The sequence below is a fragment of the Gordonia sp. G4 genome (assembly GCF_057770005.1).
The window spans coordinates 3,118,996-3,133,995 of the sequence record NZ_CM173442.1 but is presented as its reverse complement, the minus strand read 5'-3'; the positions used below and the strand labels follow the sequence as shown (position 1 = coordinate 3,133,995).

General features: G+C 67.5%; 12 protein-coding genes. 7 read left to right on the top strand and 5 right to left on the bottom strand.

Annotated elements, in window-relative coordinates; genetic code table 11:
• The gene (locus AC3B5T_RS13980; protein ID WP_488357565.1) at window positions 1-990 is read left to right on the top strand and encodes a HEAT repeat domain-containing protein; all 990 of its coding nucleotides are present in this window, start codon (window positions 1-3) and stop codon (window positions 988-990) included.
• A gap of 293 nt (window positions 991-1,283) precedes the next feature.
• On the opposite strand, the gene AC3B5T_RS13975 is transcribed toward AC3B5T_RS13980, so the two are convergent.
• Entirely contained in the window at window positions 1,284-2,522 is a 1,239-nt protein-coding gene (locus tag AC3B5T_RS13975) for an ISL3 family transposase (protein WP_488357563.1), read from the bottom strand.
• A 132-nt stretch (window positions 2,523-2,654) separates the two neighbouring features.
• Between AC3B5T_RS13975 and AC3B5T_RS13970 the strand changes: the two genes are divergently transcribed.
• The 4 genes from AC3B5T_RS13970 (at window position 2,655) to AC3B5T_RS13955 (ending at window position 8,342) form a co-directional block, all read left to right on the top strand.
• Window positions 2,655-3,896, top strand: coding sequence for an HNH endonuclease signature motif containing protein (locus AC3B5T_RS13970; protein WP_488357562.1), 1,242 nt, complete (start codon window positions 2,655-2,657; stop codon window positions 3,894-3,896).
• A 351-nt stretch (window positions 3,897-4,247) separates the two neighbouring features.
• The gene (gene metG / locus AC3B5T_RS13965) at window positions 4,248-5,822 is read left to right on the top strand and encodes a methionine--tRNA ligase (RefSeq protein ID WP_488357560.1); all 1,575 of its coding nucleotides are present in this window, start codon (window positions 4,248-4,250) and stop codon (window positions 5,820-5,822) included.
• Window positions 5,823-5,837: 15 nt separating this feature from the next.
• Window positions 5,838-7,064, top strand: coding sequence for an aminodeoxychorismate synthase component I (locus AC3B5T_RS13960; RefSeq protein ID WP_488357559.1), 1,227 nt, complete (start codon window positions 5,838-5,840; stop codon window positions 7,062-7,064).
• A 30-nt stretch (window positions 7,065-7,094) separates the two neighbouring features.
• Window positions 7,095-8,342 carry a transcriptional regulator gene (locus AC3B5T_RS13955; protein WP_488357557.1) on the top strand — a complete coding sequence of 416 codons (1,248 nt, stop codon included), beginning with the start codon at window positions 7,095-7,097 and terminating at the stop codon, window positions 8,340-8,342.
• Here the strand turns inward: AC3B5T_RS13955 and rsmI are convergent.
• On the bottom strand, window positions 8,266-9,216 hold the full coding sequence (gene rsmI, locus AC3B5T_RS13950) for a 16S rRNA (cytidine(1402)-2'-O)-methyltransferase (protein ID WP_488357556.1): 951 nt from the start codon (window positions 9,214-9,216) through the stop codon (window positions 8,266-8,268). The two genes, AC3B5T_RS13955 and rsmI, sit on opposite strands and share 77 nt — an antisense overlap.
• A 38-nt stretch (window positions 9,217-9,254) precedes the next feature.
• Between rsmI and AC3B5T_RS13945 the strand changes: the two genes are divergently transcribed.
• Window positions 9,255-10,775 carry a dolichyl-phosphate-mannose--protein mannosyltransferase gene (locus AC3B5T_RS13945; protein ID WP_488357555.1) on the top strand — a complete coding sequence of 507 codons (1,521 nt, stop codon included), beginning with the start codon at window positions 9,255-9,257 and terminating at the stop codon, window positions 10,773-10,775.
• 34 nt (window positions 10,776-10,809) lie between these two features.
• On the opposite strand, the gene AC3B5T_RS13940 is transcribed toward AC3B5T_RS13945, so the two are convergent.
• Window positions 10,810-11,226, bottom strand: coding sequence for a DUF5313 domain-containing protein (locus AC3B5T_RS13940; protein ID WP_055475306.1), 417 nt, complete (start codon window positions 11,224-11,226; stop codon window positions 10,810-10,812).
• An 85-nt stretch (window positions 11,227-11,311) separates the two neighbouring features.
• Between AC3B5T_RS13940 and AC3B5T_RS13935 the strand changes: the two genes are divergently transcribed.
• The gene (locus AC3B5T_RS13935; RefSeq protein ID WP_488357554.1) at window positions 11,312-12,616 is read left to right on the top strand and encodes an aminotransferase class I/II-fold pyridoxal phosphate-dependent enzyme; all 1,305 of its coding nucleotides are present in this window, start codon (window positions 11,312-11,314) and stop codon (window positions 12,614-12,616) included.
• Window positions 12,617-12,718: 102 nt separating this feature from the next.
• Here AC3B5T_RS13935 and AC3B5T_RS13930 read toward each other — a convergent pair whose 3' ends face one another.
• Together AC3B5T_RS13930 and AC3B5T_RS13925 are read right to left on the bottom strand one after the other, a co-directional pair.
• Window positions 12,719-14,530 carry a BCCT family transporter gene (locus tag AC3B5T_RS13930; RefSeq protein ID WP_197282757.1) on the bottom strand — a complete coding sequence of 604 codons (1,812 nt, stop codon included), beginning with the start codon at window positions 14,528-14,530 and terminating at the stop codon, window positions 12,719-12,721.
• Window positions 14,531-14,561: 31 nt separating this feature from the next.
• Window positions 14,562-14,993, bottom strand: a complete 432-nt coding sequence (locus AC3B5T_RS13925) for a GntR family transcriptional regulator (protein ID WP_488357553.1) — start codon at window positions 14,991-14,993, stop codon at window positions 14,562-14,564.
• Window positions 14,994-15,000 lie beyond the last annotated feature (7 nt).

The window sequence follows — 15,000 nt, the reverse complement described above, 5'->3', positions numbered from 1 at the left end:
GTGCTGATCGGCGAGGTGGCGCAGCAGACCGGCTTGAGCAGCCGGATGCTGCGCCACTGCGACTCGCTCGGACTCGTGCGGCCCACCGGGCGGACGTCGGGCGGCTACCGGGAGTACGCCGCGGCGGATCTCGAGCGGCTCATGCACGTCGAGAGTCTCCGATCGCTCGGACTCTCGCTGCGCGAGGTCGGTCGCGCGCTCGACGATCCGGACTTCGAACCCGGTTCGCTGATGGACCGGCTCATCGACGACACCCGCGCGCGGATCGCCGCGGACACGCGGCTCCTGGAGCGGCTGCAGCGCGTCGCGGTGACGGGTCCCACCGAGTGGACGTCGGTACTCGACGTGATCGGTCTGCTCCGTGCGGTCCAGTCCGAACACGCGGCCCTTCGCCAGCGGGCCGCGCTGCTCGCCGGCGAGGTGGGCGTGTCCGGGGAGTCGCTGGCCGACGCGCTGCTGGCCGAGAACGATCCCAACGTCGCCGGTGCGCTCCGGTGGGCGCTCGCGCAGAGACCGGGCGGAGTCGGGCGACTCTCCGACGGCGCCGCCGACCCCGATCCGATGATCCGGCGTCGCGCGGTCACCGCGCTGGCGGCACTCGCGGAGAACGATCAGGTCGACGCGGTGTTGCACAGCCTGCTCGACGATCCCGACACCGTAGTCCGGCGCGTGGCCGCCCTGACGCTCGGGCGGCGCGGCATCGACGCGGCGGTCGACGGACTCGTCGAGCTCATCGCCGCCGGCGACCGCGATGTCGAGGCCGCCGAGATCCTCGCCGGCCACGAAGCCCACCGCGAGCGGATCGTCGACCTGCTCGTCGACCGCCTGGGGGCCGACCCGGATGCGGCCGTGCGATCCCGACTGGTGCAGGCGCTGGCCGAGATACCCGGTACCGCAGCGACTTCGGCGCTGCAAGCGTTCATCGGTGACGCCGACAGCATGGTGGCGCGAACAGCGATCGTGATCCTGGATCAGCGGCCCGGGGACTGATCGACTTCTCTGAATCCGTTGTGGCAGAGCCACTATGGCGCGGTCCGCCGATCCGGAACAACGCCCAGCAATGCGGTGATGTCGCCGTCGATTCTCACTCGACGTGAAACGTTGGGACTCATGAGACTTCTGTTCACCTCGGTTCACTGCAGTTCACTGGCGGTACTGCTGCTCACTGAGGGTGCGCAAGTTAATTGCGTTGCCGCGTAATTTAATTGGGCACTATTGGTTGTGGAAATCGCTCGCCTTCGAACGAATTTGGATCTCCTGACCTGAAAGTGGGCGGTTTTCGGTCAGATTCGATGTGGAAGTTCCGGGCATGCGCCACCCCTGGTGAGGTTCGCCATCGCGATCAAAGCGTCAGGTGTGTGAAATCCGTATGACCGCTTCGTCAATGACCGCAGATGGCAGTTCGTTGCTTCGACTCGCGCGTTGCTCATCTGACACTCGACCGCGTTAAAGATCTGGACCTCACGTTTACGGATACTCGGCGCCAGGGTGCGAATCTCGGGTATATCGCAGGTCTCCGCCTTCTTCAACCAGCGCCGCAACGGCGCCCAACACGAGGAATAAGCACCTGAAAGTATGTGCCTTATCTCTTCTTTCATCTGATACGCACGGGCCAGCACACTGTTGGCATCGGTGACCACGATGGACTGCAGCCGCTCCTGACTCTCGGTGAGGTCGTCAGGATTCTTCAACAACGCCCACCTCAATCGGCCGCGTTCCACCTTTGACAAGCCGGCTATCCGGCTCATCACCCGAGACCGGCACCGGTCCAACGCCTGATTAACCCACTGCAGCACATGGAATGGGTCCATACACCAGTACGCCCCCGGCGCCTGCTCAGCGAGGACCGCACCGATGTATTCGGCGCCATCAGCACTGATGTGAGTGATCTTGCGTGCTCGCACGTCACCCAGTTCGTCGAAGAATCGCTCGATGGTCTCCTTCTTGGCGCCCTCACCCGCCCACACCAACTGACCTGTGTCATGGTTGACCACGACGACCAAGTACTTGCGGCCCTTGCGATAAGCGATTTCATCGATGCCGATACGCCGCAACCCGTTCAAGCGTTTAGTAAGTCCGACATGGTCGTCGACCACGCGCTCGACGATACGAGACACCGTCCGCCAGGAAACCCGTAGATAGGCACTCACCGCGGTCATCGGGGCGTGCGCGCACAGCCATGCGACGGTGTCGTCGAACGCCCTGGTCATCTTCGCTTCCGGACGTGCCCACGGAACCAACTCAGTCTTCGTACCATGGCGAGGGCACTTCACGCGGTTGGCGGGCAACTCGAGGAAGCATCGCCAGCCACCCATGTCGAGATGTCGCCACCGTCGCGGTGCCGGTGGCTGATCGTAACCAGGGCACCGCTTCTTACACTGCGGGCACCGTGATCGTGCGTTCGCGTGCAGTTCCAGTGTCACCACGATGACCTGCCCACGATCATCCTCATCGAACCTGACACCCACGACACGGGCACGCTCGATTCCCAGCAACTTCTGCAGTACTCTGACAGTGCGCAACGCCCACTCCCTTTGGTCTTTGTTTTCGCAACTCAAAACCTAAGTGAGACTGGGCGTTGCGTGCGTTAGGCTCGCGAGAAGGCACCCACTTTGGCGTCAGAAGAGCCACGAATTTTCGACTGCCTTGGTGGCATGCCCTCGCTCCCCCAGATGCGCGACGTCGTCACCGCACTCGGACCACCGATCGACCCGACCGGTCGGGGCATTCTCGACCGACGGGACGAGCTCCGGTTCCTGTACTACGCGGTAGGCCATCAGATCGCCGTGCACGCAGCAGCTTTCGATGCGACCGGCGCGGCCGACAAGGTGGGGTCGACCACGCGCGGGGTGCTGATCGAGATGGGTTTCGCGCCGGCGGTCGCTCACCGCAGCGTGCGAATCGGGGCGGGCATCGACTCATTGCCGAAGCTCGGCGCATGCGCCGCTGACGGGTATCTGGCGACCGAATGCGTCGACGCCGTTGTCCGTGGCATGACCATCATCGAGAAACGAACCCCGACAGATGTTTCCGACGACGATCGAGAGCGCTACGAGTCCGAACTACTGGCGCAGGCATTCTCGGGTGCCACCCCCATCGAGATCGCCGACCACGCACGCACCATCTCCCACCGCATCCAGGTCACCGCCGACGACGCCATCCCCGCTGCCGAGGACTCCTCCCTGAACGCGGTGAACTCGCACCTCACCCACGACGGTCGCGTGGAGATCAAGGCCGACGTCACAGCTGTGATCGGTGAGAAGTTCCTGTCCATGATCGACGAGCGATCCCGCCCGCGGCCCGAGCCCGACGGCAGCGAGCATCGGCGTACGCGCGAACAGCGGTGGGCGGACGGCTTCGAATTGTTGCTGGATCAGGCGGCGATCGGCGCGACCCTCGACACCAGCGGCACACCGAGAACCCAACTACTGGTCACGATCCCGGCCGATGCGAAGGAGCCGGTGAGACTGCCCTGGGTCGGTTCGGTGTCACAGGCCACCGCGAGACGACTCTCGTGCGACGCCATCGTGGGCGAGATCGTGCTGGACCGAGAAGGAGTGCCGTTACAGATGGGGACCAGCAGACGACTCTTCCCGTCTCACTTACGAAGGGCCATCACGGTCCGCGACCTGTGCTGCGTCAAATGCGGTGCACCCGCGGCACATACGCAGGTGCATCACATCGTGCCGTGGGTGGACGGCGGCCCCACCGACCTCGACAACGGATGCCTGCTCTGCCAACGCTGTCACACCCAGGTACATCACCACGGTTGGCAAGTGATCATGGGCCACGACCGCCACCCCTGGCTGATCCCGCCTGTAGACATCGAGCCCGACCGCCGGCCACGGCCCGCCTACAACCGACGCACCATGCGGCTCGACGACGTGCTTGTGTAGGTCGCTCAAGCCCGAGCTGTCGGACTCGCATTTCGAGTGAGACGACGACGTACCCGTACGCAGAAACCCGGCGACCCGATCGTCACAACAGTTCTTTGACAACTCCACAGTGTGAGAGCCCGGCGCGGTATCCGGTATCCGGCGACGCACCCGGCTGCAGGATCGGACGCAGCACGGGTCGAGGTCGGTCAGCGCGTCGGTCCCCTGGCTGTGAGCGCGGTGCCGAGCCGGCCGCGTCGTCCGCAGCCTTCAACAGACTGTGCGCACCCGCAAGATCGACCAGGGCCGGTCAGGAATCGTGCGGACCGCAATTGGGTGTCGTCTCCACCGATCGGTAGTCTGTTGGGCACTATGGCACCCGATCTGACCAGCCCTGATCCGTCCGGTACCTCCCACGGCGGCGGACGCCCGTACTACATCACCACCGCGATCGCCTACCCCAACGGCGCTCCGCACATCGGGCACGCCTACGAGTACATCTCGGCCGACGCCCTGGCACGGTTCAAGCGACTCGACGGCTTCGACGTCCGGTTCCTGACCGGCACCGACGTCCACGGGCAGAAGATGCAGCAGACCGCGAACGCCGAGGGCATCCCCACCGCGGAGCTCGCCAACCGGAACTCCGACCGGTTCCAGGCGCTGCAGGAGCGGCTGGGGTCCAGCTTCGATCGCTTCATCCGGACCTCAGACGAGGACCACAAGCGGGCATCGGAAGAGATCTGGCGGCGCATGAGCGACCGCGGCGACATCTACCTCGACAAGTACTCGGGCTGGTACGACGTCCGCGACGAGACCTTCTACGGCGAGGGCGACACCGAGGTCAACGAGGCCGGCGACCGGGTGGCCGCCGACACCGGGCACGTGCTGACCTGGACCGAGGAGGAGACCTACTTCTTCCGGCTCTCCGCCTACCAGGACAAACTGCTCGAGCTGTACGAATCCCGGCCCGACTTCATCGGCCCCGACGTCCGGCGCAACGAGGTCATCAGCTTCGTGAAGGGCGGCCTGACCGACCTGTCGGTGTCGCGCACCACCTTCGACTGGGGCGTGCCGGTCCCCGACCATCCCGAACACGTCATGTACGTGTGGGTCGACGCGCTCACCAACTACCTCACCGGCGTCGGCTTCGTCGACGACCCGGAGACGTTCGCCCGCTACTGGCCCGCCGACCTGCACATCATCGGCAAGGACATCATCCGGTTCCACTGTGTGTACTGGCCTGCCTTCCTCATGAGTGCGGGTATCGACCTGCCCGAGCGGGTCTTCGCGCACGGTTTCCTGTTCAACAAGGGCGAGAAGATGAGCAAGTCGGTCGGCAACGTCGTCGACCCGGAGAACCTCATCGACGAGTTCGGCCTCGATCCGGTGCGCTACTTCTTCCTCCGCGAGGTGTCCTACGGTCAGGACGGTTCGTATTCCGCCGAGGCGATCGTGTCCCGCATCAACGCCGACCTCGCCAACGAGTTCGGCAACCTGACCCAGCGCACGCTGTCGATGGTCGGCAAGTACTTCGACGGCACCCTGCCGGCGCCGGGCGAGCTCACCGACACCGACACCGCGCTGCTGGCGCGCGCCGACTCGCTGCTCGACACCGTGCGAACCCACATCGACAACCAGGCGATCCACCTGGCACTCGAGGCCCTGTGGTCGACGCTCGCCGAGACCAACCGGTACATCTCGGCGCAGGAACCGTGGAAACTGGCGAAGACCGATCTCGAGCGCACCGGCACGGTGCTCTACGTCTGCGCCGAGGTCGTGCGCATCGTCGCACTCCTGAGCCAGCCGGTCATGCCGGAGTCGTCCGGCAAGATCCTCGACCTCCTCGTCGTCGGCGACGACCGTCGATTCACCGCCGTGGGCACCCGCCTGGAGCCCGGCACCGCGCTGCCTAAGCCGTCTCCGGTGTTCCCTCGGTACGAGAACTGATCCCGCACTCCGAGCATGATCTCGTCGGACGGGGTGGGGTCTGGCTCGCTCGGCCCGAGCGCGGCAGTACCGGCGCTCGACGTGCTGCGCGCCCTGCACGCCGAGACCGCCGCGCGTCGGCTGCCGCCGCCCGCCGCGCTGATCGGTGACTGGTACGACGCCGACGCCGTCATCGCGCCCTCGATCGAACTGACGCCCGGCTGTCTCCCGCCGGACGACCCCGATCGATTCTGGTTCGGCTACCTCGGTTTCCCGGTGCGGCCGCACGACGCGTCGCTGCCACCGAATGTCGGCGGGCACACCGACGGCGTGCTCGTACTCCGTGACGGTCGCTGGAGCTGCGCCGGCACCGGTGTACCCGACTGGGCGGAGGCGGTGGTGCACGCCGCCGGGGCGGCTCGCACCTCTGTCACTCATCGTCGGACCGACACCGTCCCGACGGCGCAATGGCATCCCCCGCAACGTGTTCCGCACCTGGACGCCATCGCGGAGTGCCTCGAGGCGATCCGCGCGGGCGAGGTGTACCAGGCATGCGTGTGCACCCGCTTCACCGGGACACTGACCGGCCGCCCGGTCGACTACTTCACCGATCTCGCCGGAGCCACCGCGCCGGTGAAAGCCGCTTTCCTGCAGGGAGACTGGGGGTCGGTGGCGAGCCTCTCACCGGAGACCTACCTGCGCCGGACCGGCAACATCATCTCGTCGTCGCCGATCAAGGGCACCCTGCCGGCCTCCGCCGACCCCGATACGCTGGCCGCCTCCGCCAAGGACATCGCCGAGAACATCATGATCGTCGACCTGGTGCGCAACGATCTGGGACGCATCGCGGTGACCGGCAGCGTGCGCGTCCCCGAGCTCCTGACGGTGGTGCCCGCGCCCGGCGTCTGGCACCTCGTGTCACGCGTCGAGGCGAGCCTGGCCCCGGGCACGGGCAACGACGCCGTCCTCGCGGCGACGTTCCCCCCGGCGTCGGTCACCGGCACTCCGAAGCTGCGGGCGATGGAGCTGATCGACGGCTGGGAGGCAGACGCGCGCGGCGTGTACTGCGGGGCGATCGGCATGGCCGGCCCCGACCGCGCGCTCGACCTGAACGTCGCCATCCGGACCGTGGAGATCACCCCCGACGGGACCCTCGCCCTCGGCGTCGGCGGTGGGATCACCATCGATTCCGACCCCGCCCGGGAATGGCAGGAATGCCTCGACAAGGCCGCGAGCATCGTGAGGCCGCGCGGTTGGGCATGATCGGCGGCCGCTTTGGGTACGATTCCGCACATGACTGTGCCCATCCGGTCGTCCACCGATCTCACGGTGCTCGATCGTGATCTGCGCCGTGACCACGATGCCTTCATGTCGGGCGGCACGCCACGCGCCGATGTGCCAGGGGATGTCGTCGAATCGTGGGGTCGTGTCCGGTCGGGCCGGCACCGCTCCACCGTCGACGCGCACAACCCGGGTCACATCTCGGACGACGAACTCGAGACCCGCCGCGCCACGCACCCACTGCGCGACGCCGTGCAACCACTCCAGCGTCTGTTCGCCCAGTCCGCGGACGACGCGTCGATGACCTTGGGCGTGTTCGACGCCGACGGCGTGCTGCTGTGGCGTGGCGGTTCGGCCTCGGTGCTCCCGGAGGCCGACCGGCTCGAGCTCGTCGAGGGCAGCCGGTGGGACGAGGACTCCACGGCGACCACGGCGGTGGGCCTCGCGGTTCGCCTGCAGCGCCCGACACGGCTGTTCGGGGCCGAGCACTACTACAGCTCACTGCACGGACTGTTCTGCACCGCCGTGCCGGTGCACGACCACCGCACCGGCGACATGATCGCCATCGCGGGCCTGGCCGGACCTGCCATGGAGATGCAGCCCGCGGCCTCGGCCTTCACCTCCGCACTGGCCGCCCTCGGCGAACACGAGATCACCCTCACCCATCAGCGCGAGCTCGCCGACCTGCGATTCGCCGGTCAGGCCCAGCTCGCCGGCCTGCACGGGCCGGGATTGCTCATCGACGACGACGGGTGGGTGGCCGAGGGGCGCGGCTGCACGCCGCCCGTCCGCGTCGCCGCGCCGACGGACAACATGCGTCAGTTCGTGGCGGGTCTGGGCATCTGCGTCGTCGAGCGCCTAGGCCAGGGCTGGCTGGTGCGTCCGGCCGGCCCGTCCGGCCCGGTCCTGGCCGAACTCTCCCTCGACGGGGAACCCACCGTGACGGTCACCGGCGACGGCGAGCCGTGGCGCACCGTGCTGACCCGACGGCATGCCCAGATCCTGTTGCTCCTCGCCGATGCCGGCGAGCAGGGCCTCACCTCACAGCGATTGAGCCAGCTGCTCTTCGGCGACGACGGGCACACCGTGAGTGTGCGCGCCGAGCTGTCGCGGCTGCGCCGGGTGGTCGGGGCGCTCGTCTCGAGCCGGCCGTACCGTCTCGCACCGCGCGTGGAACTGCGGGTCAGCCCGGATCAGCTCGACGTCTTTCGAGCACCTGTTGGTAGACGTCGCGTCGAGAGGCACCTGAACCCTGCGTGACCTCCGCGCACGCGTCCTTGAGTCGCATGCCGCCGGCCACGAGTTCTTCGGCCTGGTCAGCGAGGTCGTCGATGTCGGGTTCGGCGGCGACGGCTCCGGCGATCACGACGGTGATCTCGCCGCGTACGCCGGTGCCCGCCCACTCCGCGAGTTCGGCCAGTCCGCCGCGCCGTACCTCTTCATAGGTCTTGGTCATCTCGCGGCACACCGCGGCGCGACGGTCCGGGCCGAGGATCTCTGCCGCGGCGTTGAGCGTGTCGGCGAGCCGGTGGGGTGATTCGAAGAACACGGCGGTCCGGGGCTGGGAGACCAGTTCGCGCAGCCACGCGGCTCGCGCGCCGGGCTTGCGGGGGGCGAAACCCTCGAAACAGAACCGCTCCGAGGGCAGCGCCGACACCGCGAGGGCCGTCGTGACCGCCGACGGCCCGGGCAGCGCCGTGACCGGGAGTCCGGCGTCGGCGCACGCCACCACCACCCGATACCCGGGGTCGCTGACCGAGGGCATGCCGGCGTCGGTGATGAGCAACACGGTCTGTCCCCCGGCGATCGCGCTGACCAGACCCGGGGTGCGGGCGGCCTCGACCTGGTCGTAGTAGCTGACCAGCCGGCCACCGATCTCGACCTGGAGAGCCGCGGCCAGCGCACGGGCACGCCGGGTGTCCTCGGCGGCCACGATGTCCGCGGTCTGCAGCGCCGCACGCAGACGCGGCGAGGCGTCGTCGACCTGGCCCATCGGCGTGGCCGCCAGGACCAGCCGACCTCGACCGTCCGAGGCGCGCTCGGGGTCGGGACCGGGATCGGCGATCACGGCGGGGTCGTCGGGCACGTTCGCATCCTCGTCGAGATCGGGTGTGTCGGACTGGGCGGCGTTCATCGACAGCCAGCTTACGAGGGACCACTAGGATCGATCGGGTGCCACCTCGCCTGGGCCCGGACGTGCCCGCACCGCTGTTCGGTGCCCCCGACCGCGGTCGTGGACTCGTCGTCGGTGTGGTCATCGCGCTCCTGGCCACCGTCACCCGGTTCTGGGCCCTGACCCATCCCACCGACAAGGGCACACCGGTCTTCGACGAGAAGCACTACGTCCCGCAGGGCTGGCAGGTGCTGTCCGGCGGCAACTGGATCGAGGACAACCCGGCCTACGGGCTGGTCGTGCATCCGCCGGTCGGCAAATGGATGCTGGCCGCGTCCGAGGCGATCTTCGGTTACGGCCCGCTCGGATGGCGCGTGGCGCCGGCCGTCTCGGGCGTCCTGGTCGTCGTGCTGATCTACTGCGCGGTGCGCCGGCTCACGCGGTCGACGCTGGTGGGTGCGATCGCGGGGGTCTTCGCGATCTGCGACGGCGTGCTGTTCGTGCAGTCCCGGATGGGCATGCTCGACATCTTCCAGACCCTGTTCATCGTGGCCACTTTCGCCGCGCTCGTCGCCGACCGCGACCAGGTCCGGGAGCGGATGTACCGCGTCTATCTCGAGGGCCGGATCGCCGACAGTCCCTTCGGACCCCGTCTCGGCTTCCGCTGGTACCGGTTCACCGCCGGTGTGATGCTGGGACTGAACTGCGGCACCAAATGGTCGGGCATCTACTACGTCATCTTCTTCACCGCCCTGGCGATCGGTTTCGACGTGGCCGCCCGCCGCGCGTATCGCGTCCCGCGTCCGTGGGTGGGCACCCTCGTGCGCGACGTCGTCCCGAGCGGCGCGAGTCTCGCCGTGATGCCGGTCGTCATCTACTTCCTGACCTACATCCCGTGGTTCACCAGCGAGACGGCGGTCTACCGCTACCAGGTGGGTAATACGATCGGCACCGACGGCCCGTTCGCCTGGGTTCCCGGCGCCTGGCGATCGCTGTGGTACTACGAATCCGGCATCCTCGAATTCCATTCGGGACTCACCAATTCCGCGGGCAACCATCATCCGTGGGAGTCCAAGCCGTGGACGTGGCCGATGAGCCTGCGGCCCATGCTCTACGCGCTCGAGAACGGTCCCGACCAATGCGGCGGGGGCGAATGCGTGCGCGCGCAGATGCTGATCGGTTCGCCCGCCCTCTGGTGGCTGGCGTTGCCGATGCTGCTGTGGGGGCTGTGGTCGTGGATCGTGCGCCGCGACTGGCGGTACGCAGCGGTTCTCGTCGGCTACCTCGCCGGCATCCTGCCGTGGTTCCTCGCCCTCGACCGGCAGATGTACTTCTTCTACGCGACCGTGCTCGCGCCGTTCCTGGTGATGGGCCTGGCGCTGTGCTGCGGTGACCTCCTGCGTTCGGCCGCCGCGACAGCGCGCGCCCGGCCCGAGCGCCGGGCGCTGGCGATCATGGTCGTCGCGATGTACGTGGGTCTGGTCGTCGCCAACTTCGTGTGGTTGTGGCCGATCCTGACCGGTTCCCCGATATCGCCGGGCCTCTGGCGGCAGCAGATCTGGCTGCCGAGCTGGGGCTGACACCGGCGGGAGCGGGCGGGTTCCCCGGACGGTCCTACCGGGAGACCGACGACGGCCGGGTGGTCTCGTTGCGATATTTCCGGTGGTACTCGACATAGAGGTCGGCGTTCTTCGCGCGCTCGAGTGTGTTGATCAGCTCGGGGTCGAGTCCGTGCTGGACCAACCGGTAGCGGCGGTAGACACGGTTCAGCGCGATGGAGAAGAACAGGTACGACAGCAGGATCGGCATGGTCATCGTGATCCGCACCCCCCACGGCCCCGGCACGAACAGCATCGGGAGCACGAGGAGGATGCACGGTATCGACCACCGTGTGACCATCCGCACCGCCGCACCTGGTCCGGTCAGATCGTTGATCACCCAATCCTGCACCGAGACAGGCAATCTGCCGCCGTACCAGTAGGCGACGTAACGCCACCAGACCGGGCTCGAGGATTCGTGTGGCTGGTTCATGGGCGCACTCCTGACTTCCGCGTGTACAGCCACGGTAGCATTTGTCCTAGGACAAAAATGTCGAGGCGGAAGTACAGTGTGCGTCGTGATCACCGGGCAGACAGTGAACGCGATCGTTCAGAGCGCCCGCGACGCGATCGTCGCCGGTCGGTTACGGCCGGGCGATTCGTTGCCGCCGATCCGTGAACTCGCCGTCGAGCTGGGCGTCAATCGCAACACCGTGGCCACCGCGTACCGCCAGCTCGTCGCGCTGGGTGCGGCGGACACGCGCGGTCGGGGAGGCACGGTCGTCGCCGACCGGTTGCAACCCGGCAGCGAACTCGCCGCTCCCGCAGACGCCGTCGACCTGGCCGGCGGCAATCCGGACCCCGATCTCCTCCCCGATCTGCGCGCCGCGATCGCTGCGGCGCCCTACCGCCCGACGATGTACGGAACCTCCGCCGTGGCACCGGCACTGCGGGCAGCGGCGCCGGTGTTGTTCGGCGATCATCCGCAGGAGGGAGAACTGATCGCGACCCACGGAGCCGTGGACGCGATGGAGAGACTCCTGAACACGCACCTCGTCCGGGGCGACTCCGTCGCCGTGGAGAACCCGTGCTTTCTCGCCAGCGTCGGCACCATCCGCGTCAACGGGTACCGCGCGCTGGCGGTGGAACTGGACGAGCACGGGATGCGTCCCGATCACCTGGCGCGAGTGCTGGACGAGGGTGCGCGAGCGGTCATCGTCACCTGCCGCGGCCACAACCCCGGAGGGATCGCCCTGTCCGAAGCGCGTGCGGGTGAACTCCGTGCGCTCCTGGAGCGATACCCCGAGGTGCTCGTCGTCGAAGACGACCACTTCTCGCTGTTGTCGGTCCACGACTACCACCGGGTGATCCCCGACAACAGCCGGCACTGGGCGGTCGTCCGGTCCGTCGCGAAGTTCCTGGGTCCGGACCTGCGGGTCGCCCTCGTCGATGCCGACGCGACGACCGCCGCCGCGCTCGACGCCCGACTACGCTCCGGCCGCCCCTGGGTCAGCCACCTGCTGCAGACCACCGCCGCTCACCTGCTGACCGATCCGGCGACAACCCGGCTCATCGCCACGGCGCGCGGCGAATATGCCCGTCGCGCGCGACTTCTCGTCGATCAGCTCACCACGCGGGGCGTCGCGTCGACCCTGGGGCCACCGGACGGGATCAACGCATGGGTCGACCTGCCCGACGAGAGTCCCGCGGAGAAGGTCAGCACCGAACTCGCACGCCGGGGTTGGGCGGTGCAACCCGGAACGATCTTCGCCGTCGACGACGCCACACAACGGAATGGTCTGCGGGTCACGACATCCCGGCTCGACCGGGCAACCGCAGAACAGTTCACGACTGCTCTCGCCGACGCGATCTCACAGGTCTGACGACGGTCCGCCGGCCGTCTCACCATACCCACCAGATACGCCGGTGGGCCGCGCATCACCGCGCGGCCCACCGGGATTCGTCGTGTTTGGGGGTCGAGGTCGCTACACCGCGGGACCGGTCAGCCGGTCGGTGCCGCGCTGCCCCTCGTCACGACCCCCGTCGGTGCGATCGGCGTCGCCGACAGTCGATTCGGCGGGCGCCGATCCGTTGGTCGACCCGGCCGACTCCGAACCGTTCGCCTGCTCGACCAGGTCGGGGTCGATCCTCTCGAGATGCCGGACCGCGTCGGCGTCGATCGATTCCAGTTCACCGGTCGCGATGGCGACGGCCTGCTCGCGGACGTGCTCGTCGACCTGGGCCGACAACACGTGACGCGAGACGATCAGCGGGTCGCGCCGGAGGTCGAGGAAGAGCGACAGGCACATGCCGATCATCACCACGACGAACGGCAACGCGGCGATGATCGCCATCGTCTTGATGCCGTCGAGCGCGCCATCGCCGCTGATCGCCAGCAGCAGAGCGGCCACGACGCCCGTCAGCACACCCCAGAACACCGTCAGCGAACGCGACGGGTGTTCGACACCACGTTGCGAGAGCGTGCCCATCACGAGCGACGCCGAGTCGGCGCCGGACACGAAGAAGATGCCGACCAGGATCATCACCAGGGCCGAGGCGACACCGGTCCACGGCAGGTGGGCGAGCACGTCGAACAGCGTGCTCTCGCTGGCCGCGGTGGCCGGATCGAACGCCAGGGTGCCCTCCATGTCCTGATGGATCGCGGTACCGCCGAAGATGCAGAACCAGACCAGCGACACCGTCGTCGGGACGACCATCACGCCGATCACGAACTCACGGATCGTGCGGCCGCGGCTGATCTTCGCGAGGAAGAGACCCACGAACGGGGTCCAGGACACCCACCACGCCCAGTAGAAGATCGTCCAGTCGGCCAGCCACTGATGACCCGCTTCGGTGGTCACCGTCGCGTCGGAGCGGGCCGCGAAGGTGGTGATGTCGGTGAGATAGGCACCCAGGGTGGTCGGCAGCAGATTGAGGATGAAGATCGTCGGACCGACGATGAAGACGAACAGTGCCAGCACCACGGCGAGCACCATGTTGATGTTCGACAGCCACTGGATACCGCGGGCGATGCCCGACACCGCCGACGCGACGAACGCCGCGGTGAGGATCGCGATGATCGCCACGAGCAACATCTTCGTCGGTTCGTTGACCCAGCCGAGGGTGTCGAGTCCCGATCCGATCTGCAGCGCACCGAGCCCCAGGGAGGCCACGGTGCCGAACAGGGTGGCGAAGATGGCCAGGATGTCGATGATCTTGCCGCCCGGGCCGTTGGCCACCCGCGGACCGAGGAGCCGCTCGAACACGGCGCTCATCAGCTGGGTCCGGCCCAGCCGGTACGTGCTGTAGGCCAGTGCGAGGCCGACGACCGCGTACATCGCCCACGGGTGGAAACCCCAGTGGAACATCGTCGTCGCCATGGCCGCGCGGATGTCATCTTGACCGATTTCCGGTGGCGGACTTGCGAAATGGTAGAGCGGTTCGTACGCGCCGAAGAACATGAGCCCGATGCCCATGCCGGCGCTGAACATCATCGCGATCCAGCTCACGGTGCGGAACTGCGGCTTCTCCCCGGTCCGGCCGAGGGGAATCCGGCCGTACTTGGACACGGCGAGGAACACGGCGAAGATCACGAAGCCCGTCGCGGAGAGGATGAACAGCCAGCCGAGATTGTTGGTGATCCAACTCAACACCTCGGTGGTGGTCGAGTTGAGGCTCTCCTTGTCCCCGATCCCCCAGATCACGAAGGCGATGACGAGCACCGCGGTCACGGTGAAAACCACCGGGTCCAGTGTCTGCTTCGGACGCCCAGTGATCACATCCTGTTCACTTGTCATCGTTCAAGCCAATCAATCTCGGTGCATCTATTCAAGTTCGTCCGAGCACACGGTTGAGCATCTCAACGATCACGGAATCCTCCAGGCCCAGCTCACGGGCGGTTTGGACGTACGCTGCGGCGGCCGCGAAACCGGCGTCGAGCGCATCGTGGCGACCGGCCCTGATGAACGAACCCTGTCGCCCGCGGGTCTCGATGACGCCTGCCGCCTCGAGTTCCCGGTAGCTGCGCGCGACCGTGTTGGCCGCCACGCCGAGTCGCGATGCCAGGGCCCGCACGGTCGGGAGGCGTTCACCCGTGAGCAGCTCCCCGGATTCGATGAGGTCGATGACGCCGATCCGCACCTGTTCGAAGGGCGGACGGTCGGAGCCGGCGTCGATCCGCAGCGCGTCGAGCGCCGACGCGGTGCCGGTGCCGGCCGGGCCGGTGCTGCGCGGGTCGGGGGCCGACGGACCTCCGGTCATGACGCGG